This window comes from Pseudomonas bharatica (assembly GCF_048586865.1).
Classification (GTDB): Bacteria; Pseudomonadota; Gammaproteobacteria; order Pseudomonadales; family Pseudomonadaceae; genus Aquipseudomonas; species Aquipseudomonas bharatica.
In genome coordinates this window covers 188,207-200,536 of record NZ_JBMAWR010000003.1, presented here as the reverse complement: position 1 = coordinate 200,536, position 12,330 = coordinate 188,207, and the positions used below count along the sequence as shown (strand labels likewise).

The 12,330-nt window shown below is 64.7% G+C and carries 12 protein-coding genes; 4 read left to right on the top strand and 8 right to left on the bottom strand.

Translation table 11 applies throughout. The features are described 5' to 3' along the window. Positions 1-5: 5 nt before the first annotated feature. Positions 6-467 (top strand): Lrp/AsnC family transcriptional regulator, encoded by a 462-nt coding sequence (locus tag ACKLLE_RS05905; protein ID WP_064304436.1) that lies wholly within the window; start codon positions 6-8, stop codon positions 465-467. Here ACKLLE_RS05905 and ACKLLE_RS05900 read toward each other — a convergent pair. Further along, the gene (locus ACKLLE_RS05900) at positions 464-1,207 is read right to left on the bottom strand and encodes a sulfite exporter TauE/SafE family protein (protein ID WP_420057180.1); all 744 of its coding nucleotides are present in this window, start codon (positions 1,205-1,207) and stop codon (positions 464-466) included. The genes ACKLLE_RS05905 and ACKLLE_RS05900 overlap by 4 nt on opposite strands. A gap of 229 nt (positions 1,208-1,436) precedes the next feature. Between ACKLLE_RS05900 and ACKLLE_RS05895 the strand changes: the two genes are divergently transcribed. Beyond that, positions 1,437-2,618, top strand: coding sequence for a DUF6166 domain-containing protein (locus ACKLLE_RS05895; RefSeq protein WP_420057178.1), 1,182 nt, complete (start codon positions 1,437-1,439; stop codon positions 2,616-2,618). A 220-nt stretch (positions 2,619-2,838) separates the two neighbouring features. Next, entirely contained in the window at positions 2,839-3,693 is an 855-nt protein-coding gene (locus ACKLLE_RS05890; protein WP_420057177.1) for an AraC family transcriptional regulator, read from the top strand. 5 nt (positions 3,694-3,698) lie between these two features. Here the strand turns inward: ACKLLE_RS05890 and ACKLLE_RS05885 are convergent, their stop codons facing one another. From ACKLLE_RS05885 to ACKLLE_RS05875, 3 genes are read right to left on the bottom strand one after another with little or no spacing between them, the layout of a single operon-like run. After that, entirely contained in the window at positions 3,699-4,784 is a 1,086-nt protein-coding gene (locus ACKLLE_RS05885) for an extracellular solute-binding protein (RefSeq protein ID WP_420057176.1), read from the bottom strand. A 1-nt stretch (position 4,785) separates the two neighbouring features. After that, complete coding sequence (gene aguB / locus ACKLLE_RS05880; protein ID WP_420057175.1) at positions 4,786-5,694, bottom strand: N-carbamoylputrescine amidase; 909 nt, start codon at positions 5,692-5,694, stop codon at positions 4,786-4,788. Further along, a complete protein-coding gene (locus tag ACKLLE_RS05875) occupies positions 5,691-6,752 on the bottom strand; it encodes an agmatine deiminase family protein (RefSeq protein WP_420057174.1) in 1,062 nt (353 codons plus the stop codon). The genes aguB and ACKLLE_RS05875 overlap by 4 nt, the downstream gene beginning before the upstream one ends. A 135-nt stretch (positions 6,753-6,887) precedes the next feature. On the opposite strand from ACKLLE_RS05875, the gene ACKLLE_RS05870 reads away from it, so the two are divergent. Further along, positions 6,888-7,739, top strand: coding sequence for a LysR substrate-binding domain-containing protein (locus ACKLLE_RS05870; protein ID WP_420057173.1), 852 nt, complete (start codon positions 6,888-6,890; stop codon positions 7,737-7,739). Here ACKLLE_RS05870 and ACKLLE_RS05865 read toward each other — a convergent pair. From ACKLLE_RS05865 to ACKLLE_RS05850, 4 genes are all read right to left on the bottom strand, one after another. Further along, positions 7,736-8,458 (bottom strand): CPBP family intramembrane glutamic endopeptidase, encoded by a 723-nt coding sequence (locus ACKLLE_RS05865; protein WP_420057171.1) that lies wholly within the window; start codon positions 8,456-8,458, stop codon positions 7,736-7,738. The genes ACKLLE_RS05870 and ACKLLE_RS05865 overlap by 4 nt on opposite strands. A gap of 163 nt (positions 8,459-8,621) precedes the next feature. After that, the gene (locus ACKLLE_RS05860; RefSeq protein ID WP_064302794.1) at positions 8,622-10,262 is read right to left on the bottom strand and encodes an FAD-dependent oxidoreductase; all 1,641 of its coding nucleotides are present in this window, start codon (positions 10,260-10,262) and stop codon (positions 8,622-8,624) included. Between the two features lie 11 nt (positions 10,263-10,273). Continuing rightward, on the bottom strand, positions 10,274-10,594 hold the full coding sequence (locus ACKLLE_RS05855; RefSeq protein ID WP_037060827.1) for an NIPSNAP family protein: 321 nt from the start codon (positions 10,592-10,594) through the stop codon (positions 10,274-10,276). Between the two features lie 2 nt (positions 10,595-10,596). Continuing rightward, positions 10,597-12,327 carry an FAD-dependent oxidoreductase gene (locus ACKLLE_RS05850; RefSeq protein WP_420057169.1) on the bottom strand — a complete coding sequence of 577 codons (1,731 nt, stop codon included), beginning with the start codon at positions 12,325-12,327 and terminating at the stop codon, positions 10,597-10,599. Between the last annotated feature and the right edge of the window lie 3 nt (positions 12,328-12,330).

Here is a 12,330-nt window from a genome sequence, read left to right as displayed (position 1 = left end):
CCGTCATGAGTCTGGACCCGTTCGACCTCGCCCTGCTCGATGCCGTACAGCAGGACGCCACCACCTCGCAGCAGGACCTCGGCGCCCGGGTAAATCTCTCCCCGGCCGCGGTCAATCGTCGTCTGAAGAAGCTCAATGCCGATGGTGTGGTACGCAAGACCGTCTCGTTGGTCGACCCGGTGGCGGTCGGTTATGGCCTGACAGTGATCACCGAGGTGGAAGTCGAGAACGAACGCCTCGACCTGCTCGACGCCATGAAGCGCACCTTCCTCGCCTGCCCGCAGGTCCAGCAGTGCTATTACGTGGCCGGGGAATGCGACTTCGTGCTGATCATGGCGGTGAAGAACATGGAGCAATACACCGAACTGACACGGACGCTGTTCTTCGAAAGCAACAACGTCAAGCGCTTCAAGACTCTGGTATCGATGAGCAATATCAAGGTCGGGCTGGGTGTGCCGGTGGCCTAGAGGAGTTGCGCAAGGGACTGGACGATCAGCAGGACACCGGCCATTCCCAACAGCCCCAGCACCACGCGCCGAAACGCGATATCGCTGATATGCCGGTACAGGCGCACCCCAAGCAGGGTCGGCAGCAGTACGGCGAGAATCACCAGCGGGAACAGGCCCAGGGCTTCGGCGGTAATGGTGCCGGCCACCAGGTAGGTGAGCATGGTCAGTAACTGCATGGCCAGGTTGAAGCCCTGGATCACCGAACGCTGGGTATCCCGGTCCCAGCCCTTGAGCACCGCCCACAGCGCCGTGGCCGGGCCGGTCAGGCCGCCGAGGCCGCCCATCACGCCGCCAACCATGCCGACCAGCGCGTCTGCCCCGGCACCGCCGCTGCGAACCCGTGGCAGGCGGGAGGAGAACAGCATCAGCGGGCACCACAGGGCGAGGACGACGCCTACCAGCAAGCGGAACAGCAGCGGGTCGATCTGGTGCAGCAGCAGTACGCCCACGGGAACGCCGAGCAGGCCACCGATCACCATCGGCAGCAGGTGTTCGCGCTTCAGGCCACGGCGCAGGGTGCGGGCAGCGAGCAACTGGCCGGTGAGCGAGCCGCAGACCACCAGCGGCCCGGTCAATCCCGGCGGTACGGCCCAGGCCCACACGGCCATGGCCACCAGGCCGAAGTTGGAGCCGGACAGGCCCTGGACGAAGCCGGCGAGGATGGCGCCGAAGATGATGATGAGCCAGAGGGAGTCCATGGAATACTCGAATGTGCAAAAGCAAAGGAGGATAAGCCCGTGGTGATAGCCGTTAAAGGTCCAATCGTGGGGCATGCAAGGGCCATTCAAAGGACCATGCGAACTGGTAGGACGAGCTCCAAGCCTTATAGTCAGTCGCCACAAACTGCATCTCTCGGTATGGTGGCCGCTTTGGACGCCCGGTGACGCTGGCAGTCCGGTATTTGCACAAGCGAAAGGAGCAGTGCGTGTGGGATTGGGGAAACAGGATGGAAATGGCAAGAAAGGTGAAAGCAGAACGGAAGCGATACTGCTCGACCGATTCTGGGTATTGCGACGCTCGGTGGATGTCGATGGTGCGGACTTCCTGGTCCAGACCGCGTTCGACTCCCTAGAGGAACTGAGGCGCAATTCCAGGAGGATCCAGGCGTTTGGAATCGTGCAGGCCAAGTTCTTCGAAGGCCAGAACCAAGTAAGGATTCATAAAAGCTACGTGCTGGACAAGACGGAGCCAAGGACGGACTTCTTCTGCCTCATCCATACCGACGACAGCAGCGGCCAGCACGCACATTACTTCTTTACCGCCAGCGATATCGTCGGTGCACTGCAGGAAACCCGATGCGGTGAATACTATGCATTCAAACTGACCGGCAAACGTGCGTACACGAACTACCTTAACCGGCCTGGCAGGGACATCCTGAACACGATCCAGGAGTGCATGAAGCACACGGAACGCGAGCGCAACAGGGCCTTCATCCAGGACGTGTTCGCCACCCATTTCGGCGCCAGCCGACACTTCGACGAGACGCCGGACTTCGAGTATCACCTCAAGGAGCTCGACGGGGTGAAGGTAGTGCTCTGCCGTAACCTCAAGCACCACGAAAGCTACCTTCTGGATACGCGGCGGGATCTGTTCCGTAACCATGGCACCTATAGCTGGGGATACGAGGGCACTGGCAGCAAGTTCCTGAGCGCCTGCATCCTGGCTCATCACCTCGATGGCGAGCCGCCGACCGCAGACCAGGTCGAGGCGTTGCTGAAGAACCTCATCGTTCATCTGGCCCAGCATGGCGAACATATGATCACCACCAGCCAGCTGCAAACGGCGCTGGAGCAAGGTATCGATAGAGGTGCGTCATTGCTCGAAAAGGCAGAATACTGGCTGCCGCATCGTCCCGGTGCCAGCCGGATCGCGTTCAAGCTCCTCGGCATCGATGGCAATACCATCCAGATTGTCGATCATCATGGCCGGCAATGGGTTGTCCCCGATGTCGAAGAGACCTTGCTATCGAGGATGAAGCTATTGTTTCGCAGTGGACGCGAGTCGACGGATGTGCTCGAACCGGCTGTGCTGTTGTTGGCCTATCTGCTGCTCGGCCAGGATGGCAAGCCATCGGGGATCACACTTGAAATGGTCATGTACGACAACTGAGCCGCCCCCACAAGTGATACCTGTGGGAGCTGGCTTGCCAGCGATAGGCACGGGTATCTATGCATCTATCGGCATGGAGAGATAGATCTATCTGCGCTAAAGATGTGTAGATACCCATGCAGCGACAGGACCCTCACTGACAACAGCAAATCCGGCTAGGCTGCCCTTCTCGAAATCCCCGAACCTGTGCCCATCGCAAGCCACACCACCCGGTACCCACATGTCCACCTCCTACACCGCCCGCTTCAGCGCCGTCCTCGCCTACATCGATGCCAACCTCGAAGGCGATCTGTCCGTGAAGGCCCTGAGCCAGGTGGCGCACTTCTCGACCTACCATTTCCATCGCCAGTTCAGCGCTTTCGTCGGCGTGCCGGTTGCCCGCTATGTGCAACTGATGCGCCTGCGCCGCGCGGCCCGGCGCTTGGCAGGTCAGGCGGAGTATTCGGTGCTGGAAGCGGCGCTGGATGCCGGGTTCGACAGCCCGGAGGCTTTCAGCCGGGCCTTCCGCCGGGATTTCGGGACCAGCCCCAGCGCCTTTCGCCAGAACCCGGAATGGCAGGTGTGGAATGCGGTGTTCGCCATCCCCCACTTTTCGAGGAACATCAGCATGCAAGTGAAGATCGTCGAGTTCGCCGAAGTCCGCGTCGCCGCCCTGGAACACCTGGGCCCGCCCGGCCTGGTCCAGGACACCGTGCGCCGCTTCATCGACTGGCGGATGCACAGCGGCCAGTCGCCGGTGGCATCGAGCCGCACCTTCGGTATCCCCTTCAACAACCCGGATACCACGCCGCCCGAGGAATTCCGCTTCGCCGTCTGTGGCGAGATCAATGAAGCGATCAAGCCCAACGACACCGGCGTCGGCGAGTTGCGTATCGCCGGTGGCCGCTACGCGGTGGTCCGCCATCACGGCTCGCCGGACCATATCGGCGAAACCATCTACCCGGTCTACCGTGACTGGCTGCCGGGCAGCGGTGAGGAGCTGCGCGACCAGCCGCTGTTCTTCCACTACCTTAGCGTGTTCCCGCAAACCCCGCTGGAGCAGTGGCAGACGGATATCTACGTGCCCTTGCAGTAGCGCCGTCAACGGGCGGTCTTGAACCTGGTCCACGCACGCATCCGCGCACGCATGTCCGACTGCGGGATGTCCTTGCCGGGAATCAGGCGGGCGAAGGCGCTTTCATCAGGGTAGATATCCGGGTTGTCGCGCATCTTCGGGTCAACCTGCGACCGCGCCTTGGCGCTCGACGTCGGGTAACCGGTGAACGTGCTGATCGCCGCCATGTTCTGCGGTCGCATGACGAAGTTGATGAAGGCGTAGGCGTACTCCGGGTGCCGGGCGTCCACCGGGATCGCCATGTTGTCCATCCATACCGTGGTGCCCTCGCGGGGGATGCGGTACTGGAAGCTGGCCGGCTTGCCGGCAGCGTCGGCGGCGCGCTGGGCCTGGGTCATGTCGCCGCTGTAGCCGAGGGACAGGCACAGGTTGCCGTTGACCAGGTCGGTGACCGGCTGCGACTGGAACTTGCGGATATAGGGACGCACTTTCATCAGCAGCTCGCTGGCGGCGGCCAGGTCTTCCAGCCTGGCGCTGCGCGGCTCGCGGCCGAGGTAGTTGAGCACCACCGCCAGCACTTCGTCCGGCGAATCGATCACCGAGATCCCGCAGTCGGCGAATCTGGCCGCGTACTCTGGCTTGAACAGCAGGTCGAGGCTGTTGACCGGGGCGTCGGGCAGGCGCTTGCGGATCATCTCGTCATTCCAGGTCAGGCCGATGCTGCCCCAGGTATAGGGCACCGTGGCCGCTGCCGAGTGCGGGTAGTGCTCGCGCAACCGACGCAGGCCCGGCTCGATATCCGCCAGCGCCTCGATCTTCGCCGGGTCGAGCTTTTGCAGGCTGCCGGCACGCATCAGGCGCTCGGCCACGGTGTCGCCGGGGAAGATCAGGTCGTAGCCGCTGCCGGAGGTCATCAGCTTGGCCTCCAGCACCTCGCTGCTGTCCATCACGTCGTAGATCACCTTGATCCCGGTTTCGGCAGTGAAACGTGCCAGGGTGTCCTCGGCGAAATAATCGGACCAGTTGTACAGGCGCAGCAGCTTGTCCTGGTCGTCGGCCTGGACCGTACCGAGGCACAGGGACAGGCCGATCACGCTAAGCAGACTTTTCATCTCACACCTCCCGGGCAGGACGCCAGACGCTGGTCGAACCACCGTCGAGGCTGAGCAGGGTGCCGTACATTTCAGGCCGGCGGTCGCGGAAGATGCCCCAGGTCAGGCGCTCTTCGCGCATGGCCGCGAGGTCAAGGGTGCGCATCAGCACGCCGGGTGTTTCGCGGTCGGCCTCGGCCAGCAGCTTGCCCTTGTGGTCGCTGATGAAGGACGAACCGTAGAAATCCATGTGCAGCCCGGGATCACCGGTCGCCACCTCGCGACCGATGCGGTTGGCGGCCACCACCGGCAGCAGGTTGGCCGCGGCATGCCCGCGCATGGTCATCTGCCAGTGATCGCGGGAGTCGAAGGCGGCAGCACCCGGTTCGGAACCGATCGCCGTAGGGAACAGCAGCAGCTCGGCGCCCATCAGCGCCAGGCTGCGCGCGGTTTCCGGGAACCACTGGTCCCAGCAGATGCCGATGCCAAGGCGGCCGAAGGCGGTGTCCCAGACGCGGAAGCCGGTATCGCCGGGGCTGAAGTATTCCTTCTCCTGGTAGCCGACGGCGTTGGGGATATGGGTCTTGCGGTAGACGCCGAGCAGGCGGCCATCGGCGTCGGCCACGCTAAGGGAATTGAAGAAAGCATTGCCGGCTTTCTCGTACCAGCTCAGCGGCAGCACCACGCCCAGTTCCCGGGCCAGCGCAGCGAAACGCTGGAGCACCCGGCTGTGGGCATATTCCTCGGCCAGGGCGAGATGCTTGTGGTCCTGCTCGATGCAGAAATACGGAGTAGCGAACAGCTCCTGCAAGAGGATTACCTGGGCACCCTGGGCGGCGGCGTCGCGTACCAGTTGTTCGGCACGGTCGAGGTTGTCGTTCAGGTCCCAGGTGCACGGCATCTGGGTGGTGGCAACGGTGAGAAAGGTCATGCTGCTTCCCTCTTCAATGGCCAGGCCGGTTGTTGCTGGGTGATGCAGTGCACGCCACCGCCGCCATGGGCCAGATGCTCGATGCGCACCGGCACCACTTCACGGTCGGGGAAGGCCCCGGCCAGCACTCGCGCCGCTTCACGATCGGCCTCGATGCCGTAGGCCGGCATGATGATCGCGCCGTTGGCGATGTAGAAATTGGTGTACGAGGCGCAGAACACCTCGGCCTCCGGGTCCACGGCGGCGCTGGCTTCGTACAGGTCGATCAGTTCGAAGCTGCGCCCTTGGGCATCCCGTGCCAGGGATAGGGCACGACGGTTTTCCCGCACCACTTCGGCGTATACCGAATCGCGGTCATGGGTCGCATCCACCAGCAGCACGCCGGGGCGGGCGAAAGCGCAAACGCCATCGACATGGCCGTCGGTCATATCGCCGGTGACGTACTTCGGGTCACCCGGCAGCCAGATGGTTTTCTGCACGCCGAGCAGGCGGGCAAACAGTTCCTCGGCGTCGGCCTTGTCCAGCCCCGGGTTGCGGTTGGGGTTGAGCAGCACCGACTCGGTCGTGACCAGGGTGCCTTCGCCATCGACATGGATGGCCCCGCCTTCGTTGGCCAGCCAGGTGCCAAAGCAGTCCAGGCCCATGCCGTTGAGCACACGCCGGGCCAGGCCTTCGTCCAGGCCATGGGCCGACTTGCCGCCCCAGGCGTTGAAGCGCCAGCTGACGCCAGCCAGGCCGTGCTGCGGGTGGCAGATGAAGGTCGGCCCGGAATCGCGGCACCAGCTGTCGTCCACCGGCTGCTCGATCAACTCGACATTCGTCCCGCACAACCCGGCGGCGCGGGCCCGGGCGCCGGGGGCGACCACCAGTTTCACCGGTTCGAAGCGGGCGATGGCATTGGCGACCCGGGCGAAGTCTTCCTGCACCTGCTCCAGGCGCACGCTCCAGGTGCTCTCCCACAAGGCCCGGTTATGCGGCCAGACCATCCAGGTCGCGGCATGGGGCGCCCACTCTGCGGGCATCGTCCAACCACTGCTTCGATCGCCGTTGCACATCATGCTCAATCCACCTTCAGTTAAGTATTTTTTATGATTGAAATCCGCTGCTGCGGAATGGATGTCATGCTATGGCGCAACCCGAGCGACAACAAACGATGGATTTAGCCGACAACTGATTAGCAGGACTTATCAATCATGCTCAAACACTGGCCACCCCTGAACGCCCTGCGCGGCTTCGAAGCCGCCGCACGCCTGGGCAGCTTTCACCAGGCGGCGGAGGAACTGCACCTGACCCAATCGGCCATCAGCCAGCAGATCCGCAGCCTGGAAACCTTTCTCGAGCAGCCGCTGTTCCATCGCAGCGGGCGCAGCGTCAGCCTCACCGATGCCGGGCACGACCTGCACAGCACCACCCAGGCCATGCTGCAACAGTTGTCGGTAGGGATTCGCCGCCTCGACCAATACCGCAAGCCCAACCAACTGGTGGTCAACACCACCCCGGCGTTCGCCCGGCACTGGCTGCTGCCGCGCCTGGGGGATTTCCATCGGCTGCATCCGCAGGTGGACCTGTGGCTGTTCACCACCTACGAAACACCGGACATGTCCAGCCAGACGGTGGACCTGTGCCTGCGGGACGACCTGGAGCAGCAGGCCGGATGCAGCTACGAAGTTTTGCTGGAAGATCGGCTCTACCCGGCCTGCCACCCCGGGCTGATCGACCAGCCGGCGGCACAGCGCACCACCCTGCACGGCGAACGGGAGATGGACTGGAGTCGCTGGTCGGTGCAGGGCGGCGAGGATGTCGGGCAACGCACCCACGGGCTGAATTTTTCCGATCCGGGCTTGTTGCTGGATGCAGCGTGCGAGGGGCATGGGGTGGCGCTGGTCAGCCAGCTGCTGGCCGCGCGGGCGCTGGAGAAAGGCTTGCTGCAACCGCTGAGCGAGCGGCGGGTAGCGGGTGTCAGTTGGGTTTGCCTGGTGCATCAGGACAGTGAGAAGAGTCCATTGACCCGGTCGTTCATGGGGTGGTTGCGGGCTTGCCTTTAGAAAGGCTGTGCGATCAGCAGGATCACCGTGCCATGGGCAGCGATTGCCGGAATCACACCATAGCGCAGCCTGATCAAGGCGCAGGCCACACCCTCCAGCAGCGTGAACACCAACACCGGCCAGCCCGCCTGGGTGACGGTGAACGCGAGAAACACATGACAGGCGGCAAAGGCCAGCGCACTACCCAGGGCCGCCCGCAGCGCCGAGCCATGCTGCTCCAGATAGCCCTGCAACACCCCGCGGAACAGCACTTCCTCCAGCGCATTGCCGCCATAGGCAAGCAGCAGCAAGCCACCGAGCCAGAGGTTGAAACCGCTGAACCCGCCGCCTTGGTACAGGCGCAGCGGAAGACCGATGGCACAGCCAGCCAACAGCCCAAGGGCCAGCCCCGTGGCGAAATGGCCCTTGCGCCAGACGACCAATGCCAGCAGCTCCGGCGCCAGTTGCTGCAAGACCGCGATCAATCCCAACGACATCAGCCCCAGCGCAGCGAGCATCAGCGGATTGTCGATGAAGCCGATGCGCACCTGGCCGTCCAGCGCCCACAGACCGGTGGGCGTCATGGCATCGCGCAGGAGGATGAAGGTCAGCAGCAGGATGGCGATGCGCAGCCCGGCCTGGGCTTTCGGGGTAAGCGCGAACCACAGCAGGCAGAGGATCAGGCCGGGGGTGATGTGCACGAGGTAAGTGGCAAGGTGGGCGAGTCCGTCCTGGAGCATTGCAGGGGTCCGTCTGCGACTGGGGGGCATAGTTTATCCCAGCCTTCCCGGTCGGTCTTCAGGGCCTCTCGCTGGCAACGCCAGCTCCTACAGGGATGGTGTGCGCCGCGAAATTTGTGGGAGCTGGCGTTGCCAGCGAGAGGCCCTCAGCATCACCAGAGAATCAGGAAGCCAGCGCCAACCCCGCCAGATACCCGAACACCATCCCCGGCCCCAGGGTGATCCCGCCACTGGGGTAATAGCCGCCCATGATGCTGTTCATGTCGTTGCCCACCGCGTGCAGTCCCGGAATCACTTGCCCGTTCCGGTCCAGCACCCGCGCCGCCGCATCGGTCTTCAGCCCGGCGAAGGTGCCGAGGCTGCCCGCCACCAGCCTTACCGCATACAGGCGCCCGTGCAATGGCCGTAACGACGGATTCGGACTGTTCGAGGGGTCTCCCGAGGCCCGGTTGTACGCCGACTGCCCTCGCCCGAAATCCGGGTCATGCCCCAGCCGCGCATGTCGGTTGAAACGCTCGATGGTTGCCTGCAATTGCAGCGGATCCAGCCCGCAGCGCGCGGCCAGCTCCCGCGCATCCCGTCCCTCGCACAGATAGCCGCAACGCCGGTAATACCCCAGCGGAAACGGCCACGGCTTGGCCCAGCCGATACCGAAGCGGCGCTGCGCCTGGTGGTCGCAGATCATCCAGGCCTCGGGCTCCTGCCCTGGCGGCGTGCGCGCGAACAGGTGGTTCATGAAGTCGTGATAACAGTCGGCCTCGTTGGTAAATCGCCGGGCATCCGCGCCCACCGCGATGAAGCCCGGTTTGCCGCGATCCACCAAGTGAGGAAATCGCCCTGGCGGCCCGTTGCGCCGAGGTACCAGCGAAACCGGTGCCCATGCCGCGTCGTGGGCAAGATCGTCACCAACCAGGCCGCCCACGCTTTCCCCAAGCCGCAGGCCATCCCCGCTGTTGTCCAGTGGCGCGGCGCAGTGATGTCGATGTTCGATACGTTGTGCCAGGCGCTGCGGATCATGGGCGAAGCCGCCACAGGCGAGCACCACCCCGCGCCCGGCGAGCACGCGGCGACCGTCCAGTTGCGCCCCGCTCACCCGCTCGCCGTCGCGCAGCAGGCCCAGCACCGGGCTTTGCGTCAGCAACTGCACCTTGCGGTCCAGCGCACTGTGCAACAGCCGCGCCACCAGGGCATTGCCATTGACCAGGTGCATGCCGCGCCGGTAACGCAGCAGGTCCAGGCCATGTCGCCCGAGGCGCGTGCCCACATGCCAAGCGGCCTTGAACGAACGCCGAACATTGAAGAACGCGCCCATGTCGGCACCGCCGGCGATGCCCATGCCGAACAGGCTGACGATATCCAGCGGTGGCCGCAGATGCTCGATCCACCGCCCCAGTCGGCGACCGTCGAAGGGCTGCGCGCACAGCGAACGGCCACCTGAAGCCGAGCCCTCGCCATCACGCATATCCGGCATGGCACTGCCCGGGTAGAACTGCACCGCGGTATGGTTGTGGAAGAACTCGACCATCTCCGCCCCGCGCTGCAGGTACACCCGCTGCTGCTCGCTCAACGAGGATCCATGCACCTGGGCCAGCAGATACCGCTCCGGCGCATCGTCGGTCTCGACCCGCCCCAGCGGATTGCGCGGCACCCACAACCAGCCACCGGACCAGGCGCTGGTGCCGCCCAGCCAGCGGCTTTTCTCCGCGACGATCACGCTCAGGCCATGACTGGCCGCAGTCACCGCCGCCGCCAGTCCCGAGGCTCCCGAGCCGATCACCAGGACATCGCATTCCAGCGTCTGCATCGGTTGCGAACTCATTTAAGCGGCGAAAAGCCGGTGGGCCGCAGCAGCCGCGACTCCAGTTTCAGCACGGCGCCCAGTTCCTTGTTCTTGCGTCCGAACTCGGCCCAGCGCGGATCGGCGGCCATCCTCGCGCGACGTGCGCTGCGATCGTCGAGGCTTTCATAGGCCCAGATATGCACCACCTGGTTGGCCTCGCCGAATTCGGTGGTGAAGAAACCCACCAACTGGCCGAGGTGCTCGGTCTGCACCGCCAGGGCATCGCTCTGGTACAGCGCCAGCCAGTCGGCCATGCGGGTCGGGCTCAGGGTGTAGGTGCGCAGTTCGTAGTACATGGTCATTTCTCCAGGGTGAGCGAAGGGGTGTGGGCCAGCCGTTCGGCGGCATCGCAGGCAGCGAGCCAGCCGAAGGTCAGGCCGGGGCCAAGGGTGATGCCCGGCCCCGGGTAGGTGCCATCCATCAGCGAATTCATGTCGTTGCCAGCGGCATACAGGCCGGGGATCGGCATGCCGCTGGCATCCAGTACCCGTGCCCGACCGTCGGTGACCAGGCCACGGGCCGAGCCGAGGTCACCGGTGTGCAGGCGGATCGCGTACCAGGGCGCCTTTAGCAACGGCGCGTTGCACGGGTTCGGCTGGTGTCCGGGATCGCCCATGTAGCGGTTGTAGCTATTGCCGCCCTTGCCGAAGGCACGGTCCAGGCCGTCGCGGGCATCGTGGTTGTAGCTGTCAAGGGTGCGGCGCAAGCCTTGCGGATCGATACCGACCCGTGCCGCCAGTTGCTCGGCACTGTCGGCACGCAGCAGGTAGCCGGCGTCGATCAGCGCCTGGTTGTCCACCGGCTTGGGCCGGGCCAGGCCCAGGCCGTACTTGTCCAGGGCCTGGGCATCGCAGACCAGCCAGCATGGCGTGCTGCCCGTGGCGAACATGCGCTGGACGAAATGGTGATAGGAGTCGGACTCGTTGACGAAACGCTCGCCCTTGCGGTTGACCGCGATCACCCCTGGCTTGGCGCGGTCGGTGACCAGGTGGGGAAAGCGTTCGCGCTCGCCGTTCTTGTGGGTGACTTCGGAGACAGGCGCCCAGAAGAAGTTGGCCGCCAGTCCCTGCCCCAGTACCGCGCCGGTCGCCTGGGCCAGGTGCAGGCCGTCGCCGGTGTTGGTCGGCGGCGACATGCTCAGGTGCGCACTACCGGTATCCGGGCGCTGCGCCGCCGCTTGCGGCGCGGCGGCGAAACCACCGGTGGCGCAGACCACGCCGCCACGGGACAGCACGCGATGCTGGCGACCGTCGCGGGTGATAACAGCGCCCACCACGACGCCGTTCTCGACGATCAGTTCCTCGGTACGGCTGTCCAGCCACAGGGTCACGCCATGCTCGAAGGCACTGGTCGCCAGCCTGGCGATCAGCGCGTTGCCCGTGGTCAGCCGGGTACCACGAGGATGGCTGATACGGTCGATGGCATAGCGTCCCATCAGTTTCAGGCAATGCAGCAACGAACGCGGCGAGCGCCGGAAGCTGAGGAAGTGCTGGATATCCACGCGATTGACCATCATCGCGCCGAACAGCAGCATCCCCGCCGGCGGCATCTTCAGGTCGTTGAAATGCGCGCCGAGGCGACGCCCGTCGTACTCCAGAATCTCGAGTGCCCGCCCGCGATCGGTGGCGCCCTCCTCGTCCGGGTAGTAATCCGGCGACAGTGGACGCAGGGCGTACTTGAGCTCGGTATTGGCCTCCAGCCAGTGCAGCGCTTGCCGCCCCTGCTCGATATAGGCCTCTACCAGTTCGGCGTTGTAGCCCGGGCCGATGGTCTTGTGCAGGTAGCGGCGCATGGCTTCGGGGCTGTCCTCGGCCCCGGCGGCACGGGCCTGGTCGGTGCCATGTATCCACACCGCGCCCCCCGAGATCGCCGAGGTGCCGCCGAACTGCCCGGCCTTTTCCACCATCAGTACCTTGAGGCCCTTGCGTGCGGCGGTGGCTGCCGCAGCGAAGCCGGCCGCGCCACTGCCCAGCACGATCAGGTCGAACTGCGCGTCGCCCTCTGGCGGAAAGCGGGTTGCTGTGTTCATCGT

Bases quoted from the DNA above. Each gene is read 5' to 3' on its own strand.
- ACKLLE_RS05850 (WP_420057169.1), bottom strand. From the start codon at position 12,327: ATGAACACAGCAACCCGCTTTCCGCCAGAGGGCGACGCGCAGTTCGAC.
- ACKLLE_RS05875 (WP_420057174.1), bottom strand. From the start codon at position 6,752: ATGATGTGCAACGGCGATCGAAGCAGTGGTTGGACGATGCCCGCAGAG.
- aguB (WP_420057175.1), bottom strand. From the start codon at position 5,694: ATGACCTTTCTCACCGTTGCCACCACCCAGATGCCGTGCACCTGGGAC.
- ACKLLE_RS05905 (WP_064304436.1), top strand. From the start codon at position 6: ATGAGTCTGGACCCGTTCGACCTCGCCCTGCTCGATGCCGTACAGCAG.
- ACKLLE_RS05885 (WP_420057176.1), bottom strand. From the start codon at position 4,784: ATGAAAAGTCTGCTTAGCGTGATCGGCCTGTCCCTGTGCCTCGGTACG.
- ACKLLE_RS05870 (WP_420057173.1), top strand. From the start codon at position 6,888: ATGCTCAAACACTGGCCACCCCTGAACGCCCTGCGCGGCTTCGAAGCC.
- ACKLLE_RS05865 (WP_420057171.1), bottom strand. From the start codon at position 8,458: ATGCTCCAGGACGGACTCGCCCACCTTGCCACTTACCTCGTGCACATC.
- ACKLLE_RS05855 (WP_037060827.1), bottom strand. From the start codon at position 10,594: ATGTACTACGAACTGCGCACCTACACCCTGAGCCCGACCCGCATGGCC.
- ACKLLE_RS05860 (WP_064302794.1), bottom strand. From the start codon at position 10,262: ATGCAGACGCTGGAATGCGATGTCCTGGTGATCGGCTCGGGAGCCTCG.
- ACKLLE_RS05890 (WP_420057177.1), top strand. From the start codon at position 2,839: ATGTCCACCTCCTACACCGCCCGCTTCAGCGCCGTCCTCGCCTACATC.
- ACKLLE_RS05900 (WP_420057180.1), bottom strand. From the start codon at position 1,207: ATGGACTCCCTCTGGCTCATCATCATCTTCGGCGCCATCCTCGCCGGC.